The 427-nt window shown below is 69.8% G+C and carries 1 protein-coding gene; it reads left to right on the plus strand.

Annotation, left to right across the window (positions count from 1 at the left end):
* Positions 1-427: LysR family transcriptional regulator substrate-binding protein (locus tag I5W_RS12815; protein ID WP_044529520.1), on the plus strand; the 427-nt coding region annotated here is incomplete at both ends.

Raw genomic sequence — 427 nt, forward strand, 5'->3', positions numbered from 1 at the left:
CTGCTGCGGGATTTCCAGCGCCGCCACCCGGGCATCGAGGTGGTGATCGTGGAGGGTACGGACGAGGAGGTTGAGCGCTGGCTCGAATCGGGCACGGTCGACGCCGGCGTGGTGATGAACCCCGCTGCAGATCGCGCGCCGTTGATGCTGGGCAGCGACGGGTGGATGGCGGTGCTCGCGCAGACGCATCCGCTGGGGCGCCGCGCCACCGAAAGCGGGGTGGCCTTGAGCGAGCTGGCGGGCGAACCCTTCATCCTCGCAACAGGGGGTTGTGCGGTGAACGGTCAGCGCCTGATGGCGGACGCTGGTCTACAGCTGAGCGACGTACGGGTGACCGTGCGCGACTGGGCCAGCGCGTGCGTGCTGGCGCGCGAGGGACTGGGCGTCTCGCTGGTGCCGGAATCGACGTTGCCGGACGATCTCCACG

It is taken from the genome of Herbaspirillum sp. B65 (genome assembly GCF_000333555.1).
Classification (GTDB): domain Bacteria; phylum Pseudomonadota; class Gammaproteobacteria; order Burkholderiales; family Burkholderiaceae_D; genus Herbaspirillum; species Herbaspirillum rubrisubalbicans.